Origin of the sequence: Prevotella disiens, from assembly GCF_900454955.1 — a bacterium.
Classification (GTDB): domain Bacteria; phylum Bacteroidota; class Bacteroidia; order Bacteroidales; family Bacteroidaceae; genus Prevotella; species Prevotella disiens.
Genome location: NZ_UGTL01000001.1, coordinates 1,649,972 through 1,667,939, shown reverse-complemented (window position 1 = coordinate 1,667,939; position 17,968 = coordinate 1,649,972). Strand labels below are relative to the sequence as shown.

Genomic DNA, 17,968 nt, shown 5'->3' with positions numbered 1-17,968 from the left:
CGAAATTTGCATAATGACATATAGTAGTCGAACTCTCAAATTGGTATTTGCAACTGATGAGTTCGAAAGAACAAATAGAGTTTTACCTACATCATGATTAGTCCAAGACTTACTGTTAGCATACCGCCGAAATGCCCAGCTACGGTAATGGCACCAACTTCTACACCCCACAACCAATTAGCCGAGGTGCGATATTCTATTGCCACACCTCCATAGGCAGCAAATCCTCTGTCTGTGTTTTCTGTAGTGGGAAAGCTCTCTCCATTCCAATCTTCTTGTTTGCAATGTCTTCTTCCATAACCTATATATGCATCGGTGTAAAGACAAAAGCGCTTGGTGGAGTTTTGCCAAAAATCGTAGCCAGCACCGCCCATGATCGCCCATTCTTCAAGATCTTGGTCAAATTCTACCATTTTCTTTTCATAGGGTACATAGAAATCCTTTTTGTCAGAACGTAATCCCACATAGGTTTTTACTCCACCGAAAATTTGGTCGCTGAAATAGTGCCGCCCTGTTAAATGAAACCCACCACCTGGATTTGAGCCAAACTGACTGCTGAAGAACTCTGGACCACCGCCAAGGCTAATATGTAAGTAGCCCTCTTTCAGATAGTCTAGCTCACTCTGTGCAACGGCATTTACTGGGGCAAATAACATACCAACAGATACTACTGCTGCCAAGAGCATACTTTTGAGTTTATTTTGGATTATATTCATCAGCTATTGTTTTAAAGTCCCAAACATCAATTTCCTTATTGGTAATTTTGTTCACAAGCGAAGGGTCGTCTTTGAGTTTCTCTGCCCACATCTTACGCATGCTTTTTTTCGTTCTATTGCTGTTTGCGAAATACATAGGCATATTTGCATTGCGCAACAGATAGTATTGTATCCCATCGGTATTAACATAAGAAATGATAAGGTCACCCTTAGGTGTTATCTGATAATAGCTTCCACTACCAAGAATAATAAGATTGTCGCCTGCTCCTTCTACATACATCCAACGTTTATTATAACATTTTTTACCTTTTCTTCCTTCTTTTTCAAATTCTACATACATGAGAGTATTCTTGACAGTGGGGTAATCCTTATCCCATAGCACAAGATATTGCACATTGTTAGCACTAATTTTCTCGCGCGACGTGACTGTTTTTATGCTTACCGTTTTAGTGTTGGCATAGAAATTAGAAGACCTCAATCCTCCGATACGTCCAGATACAATACTGCCATCTTTTTTGTGTACCTCGCATTGATAGAAAGTTGTAGCCGCTTTTACGGCAGAATAAATTTCACACGAGGTGATTGCCAAACACATGATAACGGCTGTGGCGGCTGCTAAACCTTTAATAGTCTTTTTTTCATTTTTTCTTTTTTTAAGTTAGTATATTTGGTTACATATGTGATATATGCAAAGATATATTTTTTATGTGAAAACACAAACTTTTAGTCTGTATTTTTTTCAAAAAATAATGCCTAAAAAGCAAAAAATAGCAGAATTATGCTTTTATTTTGAGTTTCAAGTGGTTGTGGCAGTCGTTGGCTTTAAGTGGCATGAACGAGGAAAAGCGAAAAACGCAGATTGATGAAATAGAAACGCTTTCAAATCATTACCTCGCAGAAACGCCCTAATAAGCATTTTTAACGGTGACGGTTCATATTTCCCCATTCTGCGTAAGTTTTGATTTTGCCATGCAGCTCTCATAGTTTAATTTTGCACCGAACAAAAAAGTAAGAATTATGAGATGCACTTTCAAGACAGTCTTCTATGTAAATGGAAGCAAGGAGAGAAACGGAATTGTTCCTATCATGGGACGAGTGACAATCAACGGAACTATCGCACAGTTCAGTTGCAAGCAGAGCGTGACCAAGGCTATTTGGGATGCCAAGGGCAACAGAGCCATCGGCAAAAGCAAGGAAGCCAAGGAGGTGAATTTTGCGCTTGACAACATCAAGGCTCAAATCGCCAAGCATTACCAACGATTTTCCGACCGTGAGGCGTTCGTTACCGCAGAAATGGTGAGAAACGCCTACCAAGGCATAGGTACGGAGTACGAGACTTTGCTCAGAGCCTTTGACAAGGAGAACGCAGCCTTTGCCAAACGTGTCGGCAAGGACAGAGCCAAGAACACTTACAACAAGTATCTTGTGGTGAGAAAGTATGTCGCTGAGTTCATCAAGTATCAGTACAAGCGCAGCGATATGGCCATGAATGAGCTTACCGAGGAGTTTATCCGTGACTATTGCCTGTACTTGAAGAATGTTGTCGGACTTGCACAGTCTTCCATTTGGATTTACTCCATACCGCTGAAGCATATCGTGACGGCAGCTCACTACAACGGCAAGATACCGAGAAATCCTTTTGCCATGTACCACGTTGATCCAGACCACAAAGAACGTAAGTTTTTGACCTTGGACGAGCTTACTGCCATGACTGATATAAAGTTGGAAGACCCCAATATGGCATTTGCAAGAGACCTCTTTATCTTTGGTTGTTGGACAGGTATATCATTCATTGACATCAAGAACTTGACTGAGGACAACATCAGCATGGTAAATGGTGCTCCTTGGATAGTTTCAAAGCGTCAGAAGACAGGGGTACCGTTCCAAATCAAGCTGATGGATATCCCTATGCAGATTGTTGAGCGGTACAAATCTTTCAGAAAGGGCAACCATTTGTTCAACATCGGCAACCTTGACAGCATCAACAAGCGCATCAAGAAAGTTGCTGCAATGTGTGGCATCAAGAAGCGAGTTTCATTTCATGTCTCTCGCCACTCTTGGGCTGTTTTAGCCTTGGAGTATGGTATGCCGATTGAAAGCGTGAGCAAGATTCTTGGGCACACGAACATCACCACGACGCAGATATACGCCAAGGTAACAAGCACCAAGCTTGACCATGACATAGCTGTCTTTGAAAGTCGAATCAAGGGGCATTTGTCTGTGATGGGAGGAATGGTATGAAAAGGACTGTAATCACCGTGGACGAAAATGGAATGCTTTCCATTCCGTCCAACTTGGAGAACTTGTGGATGAGTGAGGGAGAGTTGGTCAATATGCTTTATGTCACAGCCCCGAAACTCAACTCTGTGATACGAGCCATATATAAAGAAGGTATGTTGTTGATGTCGGAAGTCCAACAGAGGCAAGAACTTTCCAAAGGTATTTGGCAAACATTGTATGGATTCCCTATAATTTTTGCCCTTTGCTTACGTCTAAACTCTAATGGGGCAGCACAACTTCGTAATGCCATTTTCAAAAGATTATACGAAGCAAAAGAGAAAATAGCTATTATCCTGCAACTCTACGGAGGGACAAATAACTTTAGCTGAATATAGTCGTTTCTTTGACGCTTCGGTTATTTACTGTCGTATTGACGTACTGATTCACTGTCGTATAGAAATGCAGTTATAATGTGATAAAGAAGTATCCATGCAAAGAAGTGTGTAAACATAAATGCACTGATGTCATACATTTTACATGTTTATCGTATGACATATAAAACGTATGACATGCAGGAATACATTTTTGTTCATCCCGAGGAATGGTATTGGCGGTACCCATTCCTCGGGATTTATCTGTCTCATCATTTAGTATAGGAAAAACGAGCCGTTCCTTGGAGACTTTGCGCCTCCAGCCACTGGGCGAACTACCGCAGTGTTTTCAATGGTATTAGATTTGTTCTTTCCAAAACATTGTGTCCATAACGACACAGCAAGGTATGTTTTGAGTTACTCAAAACCTTTCGAGTTACTCACCAAAAATTGCCTTATTATTGGTAATAGTTCTCCGAAGTCGCTCTATTTAGACAACAACCAAAATGACACCAGAGAGTACAAAAATAAATAAAGTCATAAATCAAAATCCAACGTAAGTTGTCTATCATCTGCTTTTTGCTTTTTGTATCGTTTGGTATCTCTTTGAAAACATTGGTCATCAGCCCAAGTTTGTACACTTTTCACAATGTATGTGTTTTCTTCTTTTACTGTAGCTTCATCTTCAGCTATAATACGTTTTGTTTTAATTTGCAACGTACATTTTATAGTCGTGGCAGAACCGAATTTTATTTCATTTGCGTAAACCTGTTTCAGAAAATCTTTATCCTCAATTTTAAATGGAATTGTTTTCCCAGAATAGATACCATTCCAAGTTTTACTATGTCCTTTTTGTAAAACAGGTGAAAGTATGGCTATCGTCGTTCCTTCTATCGTTTGAGTGTCCTCTGAACTTTCTGTATCTATGATATGCGTATGGAAATCTCCTCTACATATATTTGAACAGATTGGTTGGGTTTCTGGTTGCTCTGATGACACTTCTATCCTTTGTATTTGTTGGTCATGCTCTGCTGCCTTATAATAGTCACTTATTATTTTCTTAAGTTTTTTATCATGTGCGACTAATGCCAATGCTTCTTCTTTACAGAAATTACCATTTTTGATCTTTTCTACAATGTCTAAACCTTTAAGAATATCATCTCTGACATTTGTTTTCTTCGTAAAATAATAAGTAATGAAAGCTACTACAAAATCTCTTATTAAATCTACTAAAGAAGAATCTGCTATCTTTATAAGAAATTCATCAATGTAGCCTCCTTCATTGGGTACAGAAACTTCAATCTGAAAGTCACCTGTGTATTGCTTTATAGCATCCAATGCACGCAAGAAATGTCGTTCACATTCATTATGAACTTTTGCATCCATGACATGTATACCTTCTTTGCTGAGAAGATAGTGTAAATGTATCTTGTAATCTTCTAAGTTTGTTGCCATACCTTTTCTTATTATTTTATCCTTATTCTTTATTTAAAATGGAGTTTGTATATATCCACTTATAGATTCATTCACCATTGAGTAGTCTTGCAATTTTTTCAAATCTTCAATATGACTTATCAAGTTGTCAAAACTTGCAAGATTATCCATTTCCTCACGCCTTGCCTTGCTCAGCTTACAAAACTCCTCTTCCTGTTCAAGCCCCGCAAATCTTCGTCCACAAAGATTAGCAGCAATTCCAGTCGTTGAACTTCCACTAAATGGGTCAAGAATCCAATCACCTTGGTTGGTTGATGCAAGAATCGTTCGGACGAGCAAACGCAAAGGTTTTTGTGTTGGATGTTTGCCACAAGTCTTTTCCCAACGACCGATTGCTGGCATTCGCCATACATCAGTCATTTGCTTTCCGTCATTCAGTTCTTTCATTAACTCGTAGTTGAACTTGTGAGGTACTTTCTGCATCTTCCTTGCCCAAATGACGAATTCGGTAGAATATTTGAAATACCTACATGAGATGTTGACAGGTGGGTTTGTCTTCTCCCATATGATTACATTCAGAATCTTGTAGCCAAGCTCTGTAAGACAATTTGCCACAGAAAAGATATTGTGATAAGTGCCACTTATCCATATCGTACCGTTGTCTTTCAACTTGTCACGGCACAAACGCAACCATTCCATATTGAACGACATCATGTCCACTTGCGATTTACCTTTGTCCCAATCCCCTTTATCAACGCACACGACCTTACCGTTCTGCAACGATATTCCACCGTTAGAGAGAAAGTAAGGAGGGTCGGCAAAAATCATGTCGAATTTAAAGTCAAACTCTTTGAGAAGTTTGAAACAATCTCCATGGGCAAGGATGAAGTCGTTGTTGGATGATTTATAGTATGATTGTACCATTTGAAAATTCCATATAATCTTAGTTCTTGGTGTCTTGAAGAATCTTATTTATAAAATCTTGCAACGTGTTTAGATTATACACATTCGGAATTTCATCATAAGCCTCGTTCAGTTGTTCTTTAGCTTTTTTCCATCCAATTCCATCTGTAATCCAAACGAACTCAAACCCTTCGACAGAATTTATTTTCTTGGCAACATCCATGTACGAGCGTGGAATTTCCGTAACTTTTGAACCTTGCGTTCCATAATAGTTTACTTCGACCAAATATTTTTTGCTTGGGCATGAAATAACAAAATCAAATCTTTTAGAATCCTTTCCTAATACTGATTTTATAGCAGGAAATTTCTTTGATTGAACTTCACGCTCATAAGATATATTTGCCTCATCAAATTGCTGGGCGATTTTGGAGGCCATGATTTCTCCGATACGATTTTTCCGTCCATGAGTATCAAGACCTGTTTCTACACCAAAAACATAGTCAACAAGATTTTTAATGTGTTTGTCTTGTAGAACTGTAAGCAATCCAGAGTCTTCAATAAACTCCATGATATGGTCAACACTATCAAAATAGTTATATACGAGACGCTCACTTCCGTCACGTCCCCATGCTTTTTTATTTTGTTTTTTTCTGACTGCAACAAGTATTCCCATAACAGAGAAAGCTTTAGGGTTCTCTTCCCAAACTTCTTCTACAGCCTTACGCATATCTTTTTGCCCTACCAAATAGTTCAATTGGGTAAGTCGCAAGGATATGGTATTGACATTGTTTATGACTTTTTTGAAGTCTGTATAATAATCAAGACCTATTTTTATTTCTGTTATATTATCAAAGAATACTGAGAATTTTTCCTTTTGTATCATAGCTATCTTATGTTATTTATAAAATCTTGAACAGATGAGAGATTGTACACACTTGGAATAATTCCGTATGCCTCTTGCAATTTATTTTTTGCAGACTTCCAGCCTATGCCATCTGTAATCCAAACGAACTCAAAACCCTCAACGGAGTTTATCTTCGGTGCAATATCTGAGTACGAGCGCGCAACCTCATTCAGTTTTGAACCACCACCACTATAAAAGTTGACTTCAATCAGATATACTTTTGATGAGGTCTCAATAACGAAGTCAAAACGCTTTTCGTCGTCTCCCAACACTTCGGTAATTGCAGTCCATTCTCTCGAATACACTTCTTGTCTGAAAGGAACGCCAGCATTAGCAAGAATATTGGCTACCGTATTTTCCATAACGTGTCCGCTTCTATTCTTTCTTGCATTCGTGTCCAATCCTGTTTCAATGCCAAAGACATAATCCACAAGATTCTTGACATTCTGATTTTGAAGAACATCACCAAGTCCTGTTTCTGCCAAGAATGTCATAACAGAATCAACAGAAGTGAACATGCTTTCCAAAGGAACGCAGTTTCCTACAGAATCAAGTATCTTTTTCTTGTCACGAGTACGAACTGCTACCAATATGTCCATAACGGAAAAGGCTTTCTCGTCCCTGTTCCATATTGTTTCGACACTTTTACGTAAGTCGGATGCCCCAATGAGACTATTGAGCATACACAGGCTTAACTTTATATCCTCCACGTTCTGTGAGATTTTTTCAAAGTCACAGAAGAAGTCCAACGTTTGGTTTGTCTCTTTTAGTTGAGACATGAACTTATCGAAATCTTTAAGCATAAGCCTTTTGTTTTATAGCCACACGTTGTGACTTGTGGTTGTTAATGTCGTTCAATTGCCAATCTTTCGTGTTGCGATAACTATGGACTAACAGTTCGGAAATCTTTCCTCGTTTCGCTCCGTTTGCATTCACATTACGAGAAGCCATAACTCTATCAATATAGTAATCAGCATATAGCACATCGAAGAAATTATCTGCTTCATTTTTTCCTTTGCAGTCAGAATTGCTCAACATAAAGCTATGTCCCTCAGCTACCACTTTGTCACAGAACTCTTTCAGTCTAACTTGTGAATCATCATTGAACGCTTCTTTAGTATAGTCATTAAAACTTGAAGTGTCACTAAGCGGACGGTAAGGAGGATCAAAATAGAATAATGTTTTGCCATTAGCACAAAGTAAGGTATTTTCAAAATCACCTTCCAAGATTTCCACTCGCTTCAATAATTCACTATCAGCCCTAAGTGTTTCTTCATCACAAATCTGTGGCTGCATATACTTTCCGCAAGGAACATTGAACAAACCTTTCTTGTTAACACGATACAACCCATTGAAGCAAGTACGATTTAGGAAGAAAAACTTTGCTGTATTTTCTATTGTGTCAAGATTTTTCTCATTGTAGCGTTGGCGTACAGCCATAAACATCTCACGTTTTGCGTCCATATTTTGCAAAGCGTAATATTGGGCTTGAATATCCTGCAATGCAGGAATCAACTCTTCCACATTGTCCCGAACAGTTCGGTAACACGTAATCAAGTCACTGTTGATGTCATTGATTACGGCACGTTTGATATTTGGATGCTGTTGCAGCATGTAGAACAACATAGCACCACCGCCAACGAATGGCTCTATGTATGTCGCACTATCCCAATTATCAAAGTCAGCTGGGAGTTTTGCTTCCAGTTGTTCTATGAGCTGTCCTTTTCCACCAACCCATTTGATGAATGGTTTTGCTTTTGTATTCATTATTAATCCTTTTTTGAACTAATGATTTTTCAATCATCAGTATTTATACCTTTTGTTTTATTGATAAGCTGACGAACATCAACATCCAGTAGAGCAGCTACCTTGGTCAATGTTACTAAATCTGGTTGTGAGGTATTGGTGCACCATTTTGAGATTGTTGCAGGATCTTTTCCTAATTGCTCGGACAACCATTTGCTTGTCCGCTTCTTCTCTACCAACACGACTTTTATGCGATTTATATCTTTCATCGTTTATCTTTATTATTGCGTTCAGCGCAAAGATAATGGAATATTTTTGAAATCAGATTATTTTTATTACACTTTTATTATTATTTAGCATATCAGTCAGAGGAAAATCAAAATTTAATTGTATCTTTGCAGCGAGAAATAAAGAGTTGTTTGACAAGCAAACTTATGCATAATGCAGAAATTAGAACTATTGCCAAACCATTACCTCTATTGAGGCGAGAGACTCATAAAATGCTCATTTTAAGCTATTCTGTATAAATTAGCGGAATTTTTATAAAAAAGGTTCAATAATTCCGTTTTAATGAAAAATGTTAATTAAATCCTGTGCATCGTAACTTGTAAAACTCCAGTTATGCCATAAAAGTCAAAACAACCTATTTTCTCCTCCAAAACCTATTGTTTTGCGCTTCAAAATAGCCTATTTTAGAAAATCTTACCCATCGGGTATATTTGTTTGCAATCTTTTTTCTAACTTTGTAGCATGAAGATAAAAATCAATTGGAAACTATTTTTAGCGTTCTTTATTATCATTGGAGGACTCTATTACGTTACGCATAACGTGTGGCTTGCGGCAGGAATTATGCTTATCTTACTCTTTATTGACGGCTTTTTGCGTGAATACGAAATGAAAAAGAAAGGCGAAAAGCAAGCGCAAGATATTTTAAAGAGTCTTGAAGAAGAGGAAAAGAACAACAAAAAGGAAACAAAATAAGGCAGAAAAGCAGAAATAAAGCATGGAAAAACTCATAGACTTATATAACAAATGGTCGGGAAAAGCACCTGCAAATGTTGAAAAAATGGAAGGAGCGGGGAGCAATCGCAGCTATTACAGAATGACCGATGAAGACGGAAAAACCGTTATTGGAGTTGTAGGAACAAGTAGGGACGAGAACCATGCCTTTGTTTATCTATGCCAACACTTTACCCAACGCCAATTGCCTGTGCCTAAAATACTTGCTGTTACCGACGATGAGACACGTTATTTGCAAACCGATTTAGGTACTACATCGCTTTTTGATGCCATTCGTGGAGGTCGTCAAGCTGGTGGAAGATACAACCTTTACGAACAAGAATTATTGCGCAAAGCCATAAAAGAATTGCCAAATTTACAAATTCGTGGCGCACGAGGTTTGGATTATAGTTATTGCTATCCGCAACCTGAATTTAACCAGGAGAGCGTTCTCTTTGATTTAAACTACTTCAAATACTGCTTTTTAAAGGCAACCGAACTCGATTTTCATGAATTAAAGTTGGAGGCTAATTTCAGAATGTTTGCCAAAGACCTCACATCAGAGAAAATGGAGGCTTTCCTATATCGTGATTTTCAAGCACGAAACATAATGCTTGATGCGGACGGAAACCCACAATTTATTGATTTTCAAGGCGGTCGAAAAGGTCCTTACTACTATGATCTCGCCTCGTTCCTATGGCAAGCAAGTGCAAAGTATTCTTTTAAACTGCGCCGTGAATTGGTTTTTGAATACTACAATAGCTTAATGAATTTCACGGAAGTACCTTCGAAACGCCATTTTGTAAATCGTCTGTCGCTATTTGTTCTTTTCCGTTTGTTGCAAGTATTGGGCGCATACGGTTTTAGAGGCTATTTTGAACGCAAAAAACACTTCATAGAATCTATTCCCCCAGCCATTCAAAACCTCCGTGATGTATTGGATTTGGGCGAAGAAGTATTCCCATATCCGTATATGTTAGATATGTTGCGCCGATTGACCGAACTTCCACAATTCGCACACATAGAGGAAGCTGCCAAAAACAGAACAGACGGATACAAGGTAGTAGAGAATGACGTGTACAAAGCCAACCCTTTAGACGGACCAGCAACCTTCTCTAAATATGACGGAAAAGGTCCGTTGGTGGTTCGTGTGTTTAGTTTTTCATTCAAAAAAGGCATACCCGAAGACACATCGGGCAATGGTGGCGGCTATGTTTTCGATTGTCGCAGCACCCACAACCCGGGACGTTACGAGCCTTACAAGAAAATAACAGGACTTAACGAAGCCGTTATACGCTTCTTAGAAGACGACGGCGAAATCGTAGATTTCCTTCGCCCTGTTTACCAACTTGCCGAACACCATGTGGAACGCTACATGCAACGTGGTTTTACCGACCTCATGTTCTCTTTCGGTTGTACAGGTGGGCAGCATCGTTCCGTTTATAGCGCACAACATTTGGCAGAGCATTTAAACCAAAAATACGGCATCGAGGTGCATATAACGCACCGAGAACAGGGCATAGAACAAGTGTTGGAAGCAAAGAAATAGAATTTATAAGGTTTCTTGATGTTACATTTTTATAGTGTATCATTTCTTTGCTGTCTAAAAAATAATTAGTAAATTTGCACGCATTAAAATAAGTCGATAATGCAATCAATGATATTTGCTGCTGGACTTGGCACACGTCTGAAGCCTCTGACCGATAGAATACCGAAAGCATTGGTTAGGGTTGGGGGCAAACCGCTTATTGAACACGTTGTCAAGCAATTAGTTGCGGCGGGTAGCCAACGTGTGGTTGTAAATGTACATCACTTTGCTAACCAAATAATTGAATACTTACACGAAAACGATTTCGGTGCAGACATTCGTATTTCTGATGAATCGGCAATGCTTTTAGATACGGGGGGTGGAATAAAAAAGGCAGTGTCGCTTTTTAATGCCAACGAACCTGTATTGATTCACAACGTAGATATTTTGAGTAATGTAGATTTGCAGGGGTTGTACACTTATGCTTGTGAAGCAGGAGTAGAGAAAAAAGCTGATGCTGTGCTATTAGTCAGTCCACGAAAAACAAAACGTTATCTTGTTTTTGATAAGGATATGCGTTTAGTAGGGTGGACAAATGTTGATACAGGTGAGGTAAAATCGCCTTATGAAGCCTTAAAAAACTTGACTTTTACGCAACCTTATGGCGACAATGCTACCAACGAACAACATGGTTACATGCTTTTTGCTTTTTCGGGAATACACGTTGTGGGCGGGAAAGTGTTTGAAACCATGAACGAATGCCCCGAAAAGTTCCCTATCATGGACTTCTATTTGAAATACGCAAAGGACTTACGTTTTATAGGAAAGGTGAAAACCGACCTTCAACTCATGGACGTTGGCAAGTTAGATACCCTCGCAGAAGCTGATAAATTTGCTCAAAAATTGGGTTATTAAGCAGCAATAAAGACAAAAGAATAGAAAATAACAATATACAGAATATGCAAAAAATCATTATTTTGGATTTTGGTTCACAGACAACGCAACTAATTGGTCGCCGTTTGCGCGAATTAGATACGTTCTGTGAGATACTTCCATACAATAAATTCCCAAAGGACGACCCGTCAGTGATTGGTGTTATTCTTTCTGGTTCGCCTTATTCGGTTCATGACCCAAAGGCTTTCCAAGTGGATTTAAGCCAATTTGTGGGCAAAATACCAGTACTTGGCATTTGCTATGGTGCGCAATATATTTCGCATAAGAATGGCGGTAAGGTGGAACAAACGGGTACACGCGAGTACGGACGTGCCAATTTAGCAACCGTTGATACCGAAAATCCATTGTTCCGTGGCTTCGATGCGCACTCACAAGTGTGGATGAGTCATGGCGATACCATTACTTCAATTCCTTCAGATTGCAAAACCATTGCTTCAACAAGCGATGTAAAGTTTGCTGCTTACGCTTCTACAACACAGCCTTTGTGGGCAGTTCAGTTCCACCCAGAGGTGTTCCACAGCTTACAAGGTACAACTCTTTTAAAGAATTTTGTGGTAGATATTTGCGGTAGCAAGCAAGAATGGAGTCCTGCTTCATACGTTGAAACAACCGTAAAGGAACTGAAAGAGCAGTTAGGAAACGACCGTGTGATACTCGGACTTTCTGGTGGTGTCGATTCTTCCGTATGTGCTACCTTGTTAAATCGTGCCATTGGAAAGAATCTTACCTGTATTTTTGTAGACCATGGTATGCTCCGTAAGAACGAGTTTGCAAAGGTAATGGAGGCTTACGAGGGTTTGGGATTGAATGTAATCGGTGTTGATGCGTCAGAAAAGTTCTTTGCCGACCTTGCTGGAGTTACCGAACCAGAGCAAAAACGCAAAATTATTGGTCGCGACTTTGTTGAAGTTTTTAATGCCGAAGCTAAGAAAATAACCGATGCAAAATGGTTAGCACAAGGCACAATCTATCCCGACCGCATTGAAAGTTTGAGCATTACGGGTATGGTTATAAAGAGCCACCACAACGTAGGTGGTCTGCCTAAAGAGATGAACTTGAAACTTTGCGAACCATTGCAATGGTTGTTTAAAGACGAAGTGCGCCGTGTGGGTTACGAATTGGGTATGCCTGAACGTTTAATCAAGCGCCACCCATTCCCAGGACCAGGTTTAGCTGTGCGTATTTTGGGTGATATTACTCGTGAGAAAGTACGTATTCTCCAAGATGCTGACGATATTTACATTGAAAATATGCAAAACTATGTTTGCGAAGATGGCGAAGCATTGTACGATAAAGTATGGCAAGCAGGCACCATTCTCTTGTCTACAATCCGCAGTGTGGGCGTTATGGGCGATGAACGCACCTATGAACACCCAGTAGCATTGCGTGCTGTAACCAGTACCGATGCAATGTCAGCCGATTGGGCGCAACTTCCTTACGACTTTATGGCAAAGGTTTCAAACGAAATTATCAATAAAGTAAAAGGAGTAAACCGAGTTTGCTACGACATTTCTTCAAAACCACCTGCAACAATCGAGTGGGAATAGTAGAAAGTGCCTAAATACGGCATTTACAAGCCATAAGAAAGCCTCAACTTCGTAATAAGAGTTGAGGCTTTTTGCTTATAATCAGTTAGTTAAGCTCGCTTACTGATTGGACACCTATTTTGAACACCAACCTGCTATCATCTCTGTTTCTATTGGACTTAGACACCACTTCTTGACACCAGTAATCGCTGGGCATTTAAGGAACGCATCAGAAGCAAAAGTATGAAGATAGAGATTAAAGACAAGTTGGCAATGAATGTGAGCTACACGCTCAAGGACTTATCCCGTTTGGGTGTGTCGAAAAGTCAAATATGGCTCGGCACTACCATTTACGGCACACGAGTAAGGGTTTACACCCATCTGCTTATAGAGCCTCGTCTGTGGCTTAAAAATAGCAGTAGGGGCAATGGTGGTATGGCATTGGAAGATGCATCGCTCGGACAAGTCAATCTGAAAGAGTGCAAAGCAATCAATAAGAGGCTCAAGGAGATACTGGGCTTTTGTCAAGACTATGCGGATGCGGTTACGAAGAACACTTTGCACGATGAGGCATTGGAACATTCTGCCGAAAACTTTAAGACATTCATTTATGCCAAGATTGATGGCAAAGACGAGAAGAGACAATTAGATGTTGAGGATTATATCGGCAATTACATACAAGCCAAATGTTCGATGCTCAACAAAGATACCAAAAGGCAACTATCAAAAGGAACGATTTACAACCATAGAAATTCCTTGAGGCGATTGCAACAATTCTGCAAGGAGAAACGCATCAAGCTCACTTGGAAACTCTTTGACCGTAAGTTTGAAACGAAATTCACCGAATGGCTTTGCTCTCAAAGTTATTCAGCCAATACTATAGCTTGCCAATACTCCGTGATGAAAGTATGGCTCACAGAGGCAGAGACCGACAATTTGGTAATGGACAGAGCTTTCCATAAGTACCCTACAAAGGTCTATAATGTGGAGAACATCTATTTGACGGAAGAAGAGATACAGAGGCTTTACGATATAGACTTTAAGAGTGATGAAGTTCAAAAGGAGTTGGGCTATCAAATATCAAAAGGTGGAAAGTACGAACAATCAAGAGACCTCTTTGTACTCGCTTGTTGGACGGGCTTACGCTTTCACGATTGGCATAATATCATGGCTGTGGCTGAGTTTACGGATGATTACATGACCGTACACACGCACAAGACCAACAAAGAAGTGATTATCCCTTTGCATCCGATGGTGAAAGCCATCATCAAAAAGTACGATGGCAATCTTCCTCGAAGTGGAGATAAAACAGCTTGTTTGAAGCACATTAGGGAATGTGGGCGAATAGCCCATATAGACGAAGCGACTTCGCTGTGCAGGGTGAGAGGGGGAAAGAGCGTTATAAGCCGTGGAGCTAAATACGAGTTCATCTGCAACCATACGGCAAGACGCTCCTTCTGCACTAATATGTACCTCAAAGGTGTACCCACCATCTCTGTGATGGCGATTTCGGGACATACCTCGGAAGAGAATTTCTTGAAGTACATCAAAGTAGATAAGAAGCAGCACGCTGACATCGTGGCTCGTGCGTTCAGATAGGTATAACAAGGCAAAAGCCCCACTGTGGGTTACAGTGAGGCTTTTGCCTTTATGCTATTAGGCGTGAAATTCTCTCGATGTCTGTTTGCTTGTCATAACCTTCTAAGATAGACAAGGTGGTATGCCCTGTTGCCACTGCAATGTCTTCCGATGCAATGCCTTTCTTTTTTAGGTTGGTTACGAAACTTCTTCTTGCTGTATGCGTACCTATTAGGTTGTACTTTTTATCTTGTTTAGTTTCGCCTGTATCCGTATGGTAAGTAACATCATCAGCGATATTTGCTAACTTTGCAGCTAACCTTATATAAGTCAACGCTGTACTCTTACATGGTGCTTTGGGCAATGAAGCAAAGTTGCCATATTTATTTACTAATTTTCTAACGGTGTCATTCATAGGGCATTTTACATATTTCTTCGTTTTGCTATTATATACCTTGATGCATTTCTCTGTTATAATCTCTGCATTTCTGAGATTTTCATCCCAATCAGAAAATCTTAAGGCTGTATGGCAAGCTATAATAAAAAGGTCTCTACATTCATCCATCCTTTGGAGGTTTAAGTTGTGAGCCACCTTTCCTTTGATGGTATCTGAATTGAAGTCAAGCTGATAAATGCGCTCAATCTCTTCTTCGCTTAATACGATGGATGTCTTTTCATTTTTTACATTATGCTTGGTGTGCCAATGATGGTATGACAGTGAGACGAGTTTACCCTTCTCTTCTGCTTTCCTAAGCCATACTTTGAATGTGCTGAGGGTACAATCAACGGTGCTGAGGCTGTACGATGATTTTTTAGCATTTGCCCAACATCTAAACTCATCCTCAAATTCTTCATTGAATAGTCTCCAAGACAGGTTATATCCTTTATCCTTACAAAATTGCTTTAGTCGCTCTAAGCAAATTCTATGATTTCTTATCGTACCAATGGAGAGAAGTTTGCCATCCTCTTTCTTGTAGATGTAGTCTGTTATAAAAGCATCGGGATTGTCTGCTACCTTATCTCCTTTTAGCCCAAGTTTAACGGGCATAATTATTTTTCATAAATTTTCAGTGTGTTTTGAGGGTTTCAGGTTTGCTAAGTACTTAATAATCAGCCGTAGCGTTTTCTGAATACGGAGTAAATCTGATTTGTAGGACACCAGCATATCAATTTTTTTTTGTTACTTTGCACCTATGCACGCAAATGTACAGACACGTTTTAATCCGGCAACTGGTGAAAAGGCTCTTTATTATAGACTAAAAGAGTCATATCGTGACGTGGCTGGACACGTACATTCGCTCATCTTGCTCAATATTGGTTTTGACCCTTCTCTCACAGCCTTGCAGGTGAGAAGGATTGCTTTTGCACTTACAGAGCGTTTTAAGAACAGAGGAACTAATTCTTTATTTGGCAAGCATTTGGAGGGGCTTACTGAACTGGAACAGGCTAAGGCGGATGAGTGGTGGCAGCGGATGAAAGAGGAAGGTGGAATTGATAGATTCGATAAGAAGGAACAGAAGGCAAGAAAGGAGTCTGAACGTTATATCGATCTTGCTACGGCAGAACATACTGACGCAAGGAATGTTGGTGCAGAATGGCTCTGTAAGCAGACTATTGATAAGCTGGGACTGGAAGAGTTCCTGCGTGACCAAGGATGGAGCAACCATTCTATCCACACCGCACTCTCTGCGCTCATCATCCGGACTGTGTATGCCGTGTCTGAACGTTCCTCGTATTATTATCTCAGGGATAATTCGGCTGCCGCCGAACTTTACACTGGTTCGCAAGACTGGACTCCGGGTATCAATGCCCTGTACAAGGTAACAGACAAACTCTATGAACTCAAAGAGAAGATAGAATGTCACTTGTGCAATGTAACAGATAACCTTTTTAATATAGATAACAAGCTGATGCTCTTTGACTTGACAAACTTCTACTTTGAGGGTAGTAAGCGTGAAAGCAAGAAGGCACAGTTTGGTAGGTCAAAAGAGAAGCGATCAGATTGTAAACTTCTCGTCCTGGCCCTGTGTATCAATAAGGAGGGCTTCATACGCTATTCTTCTATCCTGGAAGGCAATACGGCTGACCCTAAATCACTGCCTGATATGATAGATACGCTGGCAGACAGGAATCCTGTACAAAAAGAAAAATCGCTTATTGTGATGGATGCAGGTATTGCAACCGGAGAGAATCTAAATCTTATTAAGGCAAAGGGTTACAACTATCTCTGCGTATCCCGCACCAAGCTGAAAGATTACACGCTCAGTGAGGACCATAAGAGCGTGATGGTAAAAGACGCCCGAAAGCAAACGATAACGCTCAACAAGGTACACACCGAAGGTGAGGACTACTATCTTGAGATAACCTCTCCATCTAAGGCTATGACCGAATCGTCAATGAACAAACTTTGGCGTGAAAGGTTTGAGACAGAGCTGAAGAAGATAAATGATGGTATTGCAAAGAAAGGTGGAACGAAACTCTACGAGAAGGTTGTAGAGCGTACGGGACGAGCCATACAGAAATATCCTTCTATCGCAAGATACTATGCGATAGACTACATTAGAAACGAAGAAAAACCAAAGGAAATGCTACGTGTAGACTGGAAGCTCAAAGACCTCTCAGCCATCGAGTCCGGACACGGCGTATACTTCCTACGGACCAATGTAGAAACACTCGACGAGCGTACCACATGGGACTATTACAACCTCATACGGGAAATCGAATGTACCAACAGGCAGTTGAAGACCGACCTGAACCTCCGTCCTATATACCATCAGACCGATGACCGGAGCGATGCGCATCTTTTCTTCGGTCTGCTTGCCTACTGGGTGGTAAATACCATCCGCTGCCAGTTGAAGCGAGAAGGCGAATCCTGCTATTGGACCGAAATCGTGCGGAGGATGAGCACCCAGAAACTTGTAACCACGGAAGGTAGGAACCCGTTAGGAGACATCGTACAGATGCGACAATGCAGCAATCCCTCAAAGCAGGCAACTGCTATATACGATAAATTAAAACTGAAATATGCACCATTCAGAAAAATAAAAATTTGTAGGACACAGAGTCCATAGCCAAAACTGAAAAAGTAT

General features: G+C 40.1%; 17 protein-coding genes. 8 read left to right on the top strand and 9 right to left on the bottom strand.

Going from position 1 to position 17,968, the window contains the following annotated elements; translation table 11 throughout:
* Positions 1 to 86: 86 nt before the first annotated feature.
* Together DYI03_RS07370 and DYI03_RS07365 are read right to left on the bottom strand one after the other, a co-directional pair.
* Positions 87 to 716 (bottom strand): hypothetical protein, encoded by a 630-nt coding sequence (locus tag DYI03_RS07370; protein ID WP_004355733.1) that lies wholly within the window; start codon positions 714 to 716, stop codon positions 87 to 89.
* Positions 697 to 1,311, bottom strand: coding sequence for a hypothetical protein (locus DYI03_RS07365; protein ID WP_021669923.1), 615 nt, complete (start codon positions 1,309 to 1,311; stop codon positions 697 to 699). Before DYI03_RS07365 ends, DYI03_RS07370 begins: the two co-directional genes overlap by 20 nt.
* 422 nt (positions 1,312 to 1,733) lie before the next feature.
* On the opposite strand from DYI03_RS07365, the gene DYI03_RS07360 reads away from it, so the two are divergent.
* Both DYI03_RS07360 and DYI03_RS07355 read left to right on the top strand, forming a co-directional pair.
* Positions 1,734 to 2,957, top strand: coding sequence for a site-specific integrase (locus tag DYI03_RS07360; protein WP_021669925.1), 1,224 nt, complete (start codon positions 1,734 to 1,736; stop codon positions 2,955 to 2,957).
* Positions 2,954 to 3,325 (top strand): hypothetical protein, encoded by a 372-nt coding sequence (locus DYI03_RS07355; protein WP_021669926.1) that lies wholly within the window; start codon positions 2,954 to 2,956, stop codon positions 3,323 to 3,325. The genes DYI03_RS07360 and DYI03_RS07355 overlap by 4 nt, the downstream gene beginning before the upstream one ends.
* A gap of 519 nt (positions 3,326 to 3,844) precedes the next feature.
* On the opposite strand, the gene DYI03_RS13670 is transcribed toward DYI03_RS07355, so the two are convergent.
* From DYI03_RS13670 to DYI03_RS07320, 6 genes are read right to left on the bottom strand one after another with little or no spacing between them, the layout of a single operon-like run.
* Entirely contained in the window at positions 3,845 to 4,762 is a 918-nt protein-coding gene (locus DYI03_RS13670) for a hypothetical protein (protein WP_021669928.1), read from the bottom strand.
* A gap of 33 nt (positions 4,763 to 4,795) precedes the next feature.
* On the bottom strand, positions 4,796 to 5,665 hold the full coding sequence (locus tag DYI03_RS07340) for a DNA-methyltransferase (RefSeq protein WP_021669929.1): 870 nt from the start codon (positions 5,663 to 5,665) through the stop codon (positions 4,796 to 4,798).
* 19 nt (positions 5,666 to 5,684) lie between these two features.
* Positions 5,685 to 6,527 carry a type II restriction endonuclease gene (locus DYI03_RS07335; RefSeq protein ID WP_021669930.1) on the bottom strand — a complete coding sequence of 281 codons (843 nt, stop codon included), beginning with the start codon at positions 6,525 to 6,527 and terminating at the stop codon, positions 5,685 to 5,687.
* Between the two features lie 2 nt (positions 6,528 to 6,529).
* Positions 6,530 to 7,351 (bottom strand): type II restriction endonuclease, encoded by an 822-nt coding sequence (locus DYI03_RS07330; RefSeq protein ID WP_021669931.1) that lies wholly within the window; start codon positions 7,349 to 7,351, stop codon positions 6,530 to 6,532.
* Positions 7,344 to 8,315 (bottom strand): DNA adenine methylase, encoded by a 972-nt coding sequence (locus DYI03_RS07325; protein WP_021669932.1) that lies wholly within the window; start codon positions 8,313 to 8,315, stop codon positions 7,344 to 7,346. Before DYI03_RS07325 ends, DYI03_RS07330 begins: the two co-directional genes overlap by 8 nt.
* A 29-nt stretch (positions 8,316 to 8,344) precedes the next feature.
* Positions 8,345 to 8,563 (bottom strand): helix-turn-helix transcriptional regulator, encoded by a 219-nt coding sequence (locus DYI03_RS07320; RefSeq protein ID WP_021669933.1) that lies wholly within the window; start codon positions 8,561 to 8,563, stop codon positions 8,345 to 8,347.
* 481 nt (positions 8,564 to 9,044) lie between these two features.
* On the opposite strand from DYI03_RS07320, the gene DYI03_RS07315 reads away from it, so the two are divergent.
* The 5 genes from DYI03_RS07315 (at position 9,045) to DYI03_RS07295 (ending at position 14,900) form a co-directional block, all read left to right on the top strand.
* Positions 9,045 to 9,275, top strand: coding sequence for a hypothetical protein (locus DYI03_RS07315; RefSeq protein WP_021669935.1), 231 nt, complete (start codon positions 9,045 to 9,047; stop codon positions 9,273 to 9,275).
* 22 nt (positions 9,276 to 9,297) lie between these two features.
* Entirely contained in the window at positions 9,298 to 10,842 is a 1,545-nt protein-coding gene (locus DYI03_RS07310) for a RapZ C-terminal domain-containing protein (protein WP_115367919.1), read from the top strand.
* 99 nt (positions 10,843 to 10,941) lie between these two features.
* A complete protein-coding gene (locus tag DYI03_RS07305; protein WP_021669841.1) occupies positions 10,942 to 11,736 on the top strand; it encodes a nucleotidyltransferase family protein in 795 nt (264 codons plus the stop codon).
* A gap of 44 nt (positions 11,737 to 11,780) precedes the next feature.
* Positions 11,781 to 13,322 carry a glutamine-hydrolyzing GMP synthase gene (gene guaA, locus DYI03_RS07300; protein WP_021669842.1) on the top strand — a complete coding sequence of 514 codons (1,542 nt, stop codon included), beginning with the start codon at positions 11,781 to 11,783 and terminating at the stop codon, positions 13,320 to 13,322.
* Positions 13,323 to 13,544: 222 nt separating this feature from the next.
* On the top strand, positions 13,545 to 14,900 hold the full coding sequence (locus DYI03_RS07295) for a tyrosine-type recombinase/integrase (RefSeq protein ID WP_021669844.1): 1,356 nt from the start codon (positions 13,545 to 13,547) through the stop codon (positions 14,898 to 14,900).
* Positions 14,901 to 14,949: 49 nt separating this feature from the next.
* Here DYI03_RS07295 and DYI03_RS07290 read toward each other — a convergent pair whose 3' ends face one another.
* A complete protein-coding gene (locus DYI03_RS07290; protein ID WP_021669845.1) occupies positions 14,950 to 15,927 on the bottom strand; it encodes a tyrosine-type recombinase/integrase in 978 nt (325 codons plus the stop codon).
* A 145-nt stretch (positions 15,928 to 16,072) separates the two neighbouring features.
* Between DYI03_RS07290 and DYI03_RS07285 the strand changes: the two genes are divergently transcribed.
* Positions 16,073 to 17,950 carry an IS1634 family transposase gene (locus tag DYI03_RS07285; protein ID WP_115367918.1) on the top strand — a complete coding sequence of 626 codons (1,878 nt, stop codon included), beginning with the start codon at positions 16,073 to 16,075 and terminating at the stop codon, positions 17,948 to 17,950.
* Positions 17,951 to 17,968: the final 18 nt, after the last annotated feature.